Raw genomic sequence first — 3,739 nt, forward strand, 5'->3', positions numbered from 1 at the left:
CGCGTCGCAGGGCACGGGCGAAGGGCGCCGCCCAGGTGTTCTCGTAGACGATGACCCCGGCCGAGCTCCCGGGCTCCAGGGCGGCGGCGGCCTCCTGGATGTCACCGCCGTCGAGCAGGCCGGACGACGCTCCGTCGAACACGGTGAGATCGATCTCGCCGCCGAGGTCCTGGAGCTCCAGCGCGGTCACCGTGCCGTCCTCCTCCTTACGGATGAAGGCGAAGTCGAAGATGCGGATGATGCCCCGGTCGACGAGGTCGACGAGGATCGGGAACCCCTCGCCCGTCATACGGTTGCCCGGGAACTCGACCACGATGTAGTCGACCGGGCCGAGTTCGTCGATGTCGCCGAAATCGGTTCGCGGCTCGGTCTCGCTGCTCATGGCAGCTCCTGTCGGAGAGGGAGGAAGGTCTCTTCATTCCAGCACGCGGCCCGCGCCCCCGCACGTCTGGCCGGTCCCGCCGACGGCCGGTCGGCCCGCGGGTCCGGCCAACCGGTCAGCCGGTCAGCCGGTCAGCCGGTCAGCCGGTCAGCTCGTAGATGCTCTGCGCGGTCAGCCATATCCCGAGCAGCAGACAGACGAACACGATGGCCTCGTCCTTGTGGCCCTCCATCCACGCACGCATCCGCAGCAGCCGCTCCTGGGCGGCCTCCGGTGCGAACACCATGTACAGCTCCGCGGCCAGCAGGCCCGAGCTGGCGAGCAGGCAGAAGCCGAACAGGGCGATGAACGTGGTCGCGTGCGAGGTGTCGGCCTCGATCACGGTCGTCGCGCCCGCCGCGACCATGCCCCACGGCTGGATCAGCACGGCCAGGCCCGCCGCGGCCCACACCGAGCCGACCTCCACGCGGGAGGGCTCCACGCTGGCGTCCCGGGCAGCCTTCCCTTTCATACGGCGGTAGCGGCGCGCTCCGTAGACCATCAGGCCCACCCCGATGGTCAGCTTGAGGGCGAGAGCGGCCACGCCGGGCGGGGAACGGGGTGACGGGGGCTCGCCACCGGTCAGCGCCAGCACGATCGCGATCACCACGACGAGGTTGGCCAGCCAGGCCAGGAGGAAGGCCAGCCCCTTCCACACTCCCTTGGTCGAGGACACCACCAGGATGAACGCCATCATGGGGAGCGGATGCAGGGCGATGGCCAGTGCGATGAGCATGAGGTCGAGGACCATGGCGCTCCCCATCGTGTGACGACATTCGACACTACTCACGCCGACCGGGCACCGACACCTTTTGCCCATCGAGATGCCGCCCCCGGCCGCGTCCACCAACCTGGACGCAGACGAAGGAGGCCGCCATGACGACGACCCGGCATCCGCCGTCCGTGCCGCATTCCGCTGCGGGCCGCTGATGTGGCCGGAGCGCAGGGCACGGTGGCGCAAGCGCTCCCAGGAGCTGGCTGCGGCCGGCAGGCAACTGCAGGAGCGGGCCGAGACCCGGTTCCCCGTGATCACCCATGTCACGGAGCGCATGGTCGGCGTGAACATCTTCGACTCGGCCACCCGACTGGCCGCCCAGTGCTTCCTGACCGCCGTGCCCCTGCTCTTCGTCGTCGCCTCGTTCGCCCCGGAGGCCGTACGTCAGCAGCTGGTCGAGTCCGTACGCACGATGTTCGGGCTCACCGGCCAGGCGAACGACCAGCTGAACGACATGTTCGACGGCTCCGGCGAGGAGGACATCCGCAACGCGGTGGGAGCGGTCGGCGCCGTGGTCGTGCTGCTGTCGGCGACCGCGGTGAGCCGTGCCATGCAGCGGCTGTTCCGGCGTGCGTGGGAGATCCCGCGTGGCGGGACGCGGATCACGGTCGGGCGCTGGTTCGTCTGGATCGGCGCCTGGATGGTCCTGCTGATCTTCCAGGGTCCGGTCCGTGACGGATTCGGACTCGGCCTGTGGCTCGGGATCCCCCTCACACTCCTCCTGCAGACAGCGGCATGGTGGTGGAGTCAGCACCTCCTGCTGGGCGGGGTGATCCCGTGGCCCCCGCTACTGCCCGGCGCCCTCCTCACCGCCGCCGCGGTGACGGCGCTGTCGCTGGGCGCGCGGGTCTACATACCGAAGGCCCTCAACCGGTCGCTCGCCACCTACGGGTCCAGCGGCTCGGTGTTCGTCATCCTGTCGTGGCTGATCGTGCTGTGCGTGGCCGTCGCGGTCGGTATCACCCTGGGCGCGGCCCTCGCACAGGAGCCGTACCTGGTCCGGCGGCTGGGCAGCCCCGAGCGGAACAGCCTGCGGCAGGAGAGCCCCTGAGGGATGTGCGGCGCCCATGGGGCACCGGTCCGGGGCGAGTGCCATGCTGGGAGACAGGGGTCCTGGTGGCCGGGAGGTCAACGACGATGACGATGCGCGACACGACCGCGACCACGACCGCGACCACGGCCGCGACCACGGCAGGCGTCGGTCCCGGGCCCTCCGCCGAGGACCGGGCCGTGATCGGCCGGGCAGCCCGGGCAGCCTCACCCAGATCCGCCCACGGAGACTTCGAGCCGTCGTCCGGCCGGGCGGATCCGATGGATGTCATCGAGCGGCAGTCCGCCACCCGGCTGCAGGAGCTGGTGCCCATCCGTTACGGCCGGATGGCGGAGTCGCCGTTCCGCTTCTACCGGGGCGCCGCCGCGATCATGGCCGGCGATCTGGCCGGCACACCCGACTCGGGCATCCGGGCCCAGCTGTGCGGCGATGCGCACATGCTGAACTTCCGGTTGCTCGGCTCCCCCGAGCGGAACCTGCTGTTCGACATCAACGACTTCGACGAGACGCTGCCGGGGCCGTGGGAATGGGACGTCAAGCGGCTCGCGACGAGCCTGGTCATCGCCGGGCGGGAGAACGGCTACTCCGACCGCGAGCGCGCGCAGATCGTGACGTCGGCGGTGCGCGGCTACCGCGAGCAGATGCGCATTTTCGCCGGGATGCGCACCCTCGACGTCTGGTACGCGAGGGTGGACGAGGCCCAGCTGCAGGCGCTGGCGGAGGGCGCGCTCCGCACCCGCGGCCGTAAGAACATGTCCGAGGCCCTGAGCAAGGCGCGCGGGCGCGACAGCCTGCAGGCGTTCGAGAAGCTCACCGAGGTGGTCGACGGCCGGCGTCGCTTCGCCGCCGTACCGCAGCTGATCACACCGGCTTCCGAACTACTGCCGGGTCACGGGCACGATGCGGTCGAGGAGCAGATCCGGGACCTCGTCGAACGCTACGGGCAGAGTCTTCAGACGGACCGCAGGCACCTGCTGCACCAGTACTCCATCGTCGACATGGCCCGCAAGGTGGTCGGTGTCGGCAGTGTCGGCACGCGCTGCTGGATCGTGCTGCTGCTGGGCCGCGACGACGAGGACCCGCTGATCCTGCAGGCCAAGGAGGCCGGTGACTCGGTGCTCGCCGCGTACGCGGGGCCCAGCGAGCACGCCACCGGCGGCGAGCGCGTCGTGGCCGGTCAGCGGCTGATGCAGGCCGCGAGCGACATCTTCCTCGGCTGGCAGCAGACGCGCGGGCTCGACGGCGTCGAACGGGACTTCTACGTGCGCCAGCTGCGCGACTGGAAGGGCATCGCCGAACCTTCCCGGATGGTGCCGCGCGGTATGCGGGTCTTCGCCGGCCTGTGCGGCGTGACCCTGGCGCGGGCGCACGCCCGGTCCGGCGACCGGATCGCGATCGCGGCGTACCTGGGCCGTAGCGACGTCTTCGATCAGGCCCTCGTACGGTTCGCGGAGAGCTACGCCGACCTGAACGAGCGCGACCACCAGCGGCT

Annotated in this window: 4 protein-coding genes; 2 read left to right on the forward strand and 2 right to left on the reverse strand. The window is 70.6% G+C overall.

Annotated elements, in window-relative coordinates:
• Nucleotides 1-382 (reverse strand): DUF6325 family protein (locus ACWGIU_RS32565; protein ID WP_453711707.1); only part of this gene is annotated, 382 nt, incomplete at its 3' end.
• 139 nt (nt 383-521) lie between these two features.
• Nucleotides 522-1,172: a GAP family protein gene (locus ACWGIU_RS32570; RefSeq protein WP_453711710.1), complete on the reverse strand. Its 651-nt coding sequence runs from the start codon at nt 1,170-1,172 to the stop codon at nt 522-524.
• Nucleotides 1,173-1,233: 61 nt separating this feature from the next.
• Here ACWGIU_RS32570 and ACWGIU_RS32575 point away from each other — a divergent pair, with 61 nt between their 5' ends.
• Entirely contained in the window at nt 1,234-2,247 is a 1,014-nt protein-coding gene (locus tag ACWGIU_RS32575; RefSeq protein WP_453711708.1) for a YhjD/YihY/BrkB family envelope integrity protein, read from the forward strand.
• Nucleotides 2,248-2,333: 86 nt separating this feature from the next.
• A partial coding sequence (locus ACWGIU_RS32580; protein WP_453711709.1) for a DUF2252 domain-containing protein occupies nt 2,334-3,739 on the forward strand: 1,406 nt, incomplete at its 3' end.

Source organism: Streptomyces sp. NPDC054840 (assembly GCF_053611065.1).

Excerpts from the sequence above, each read along its gene's own strand:
- ACWGIU_RS32570 (WP_453711710.1), bottom strand. The coding sequence starts at position 1,172 with ATGGTCCTCGACCTCATGCTCATCGCACTGGCCATCGCCCTGCATCCG.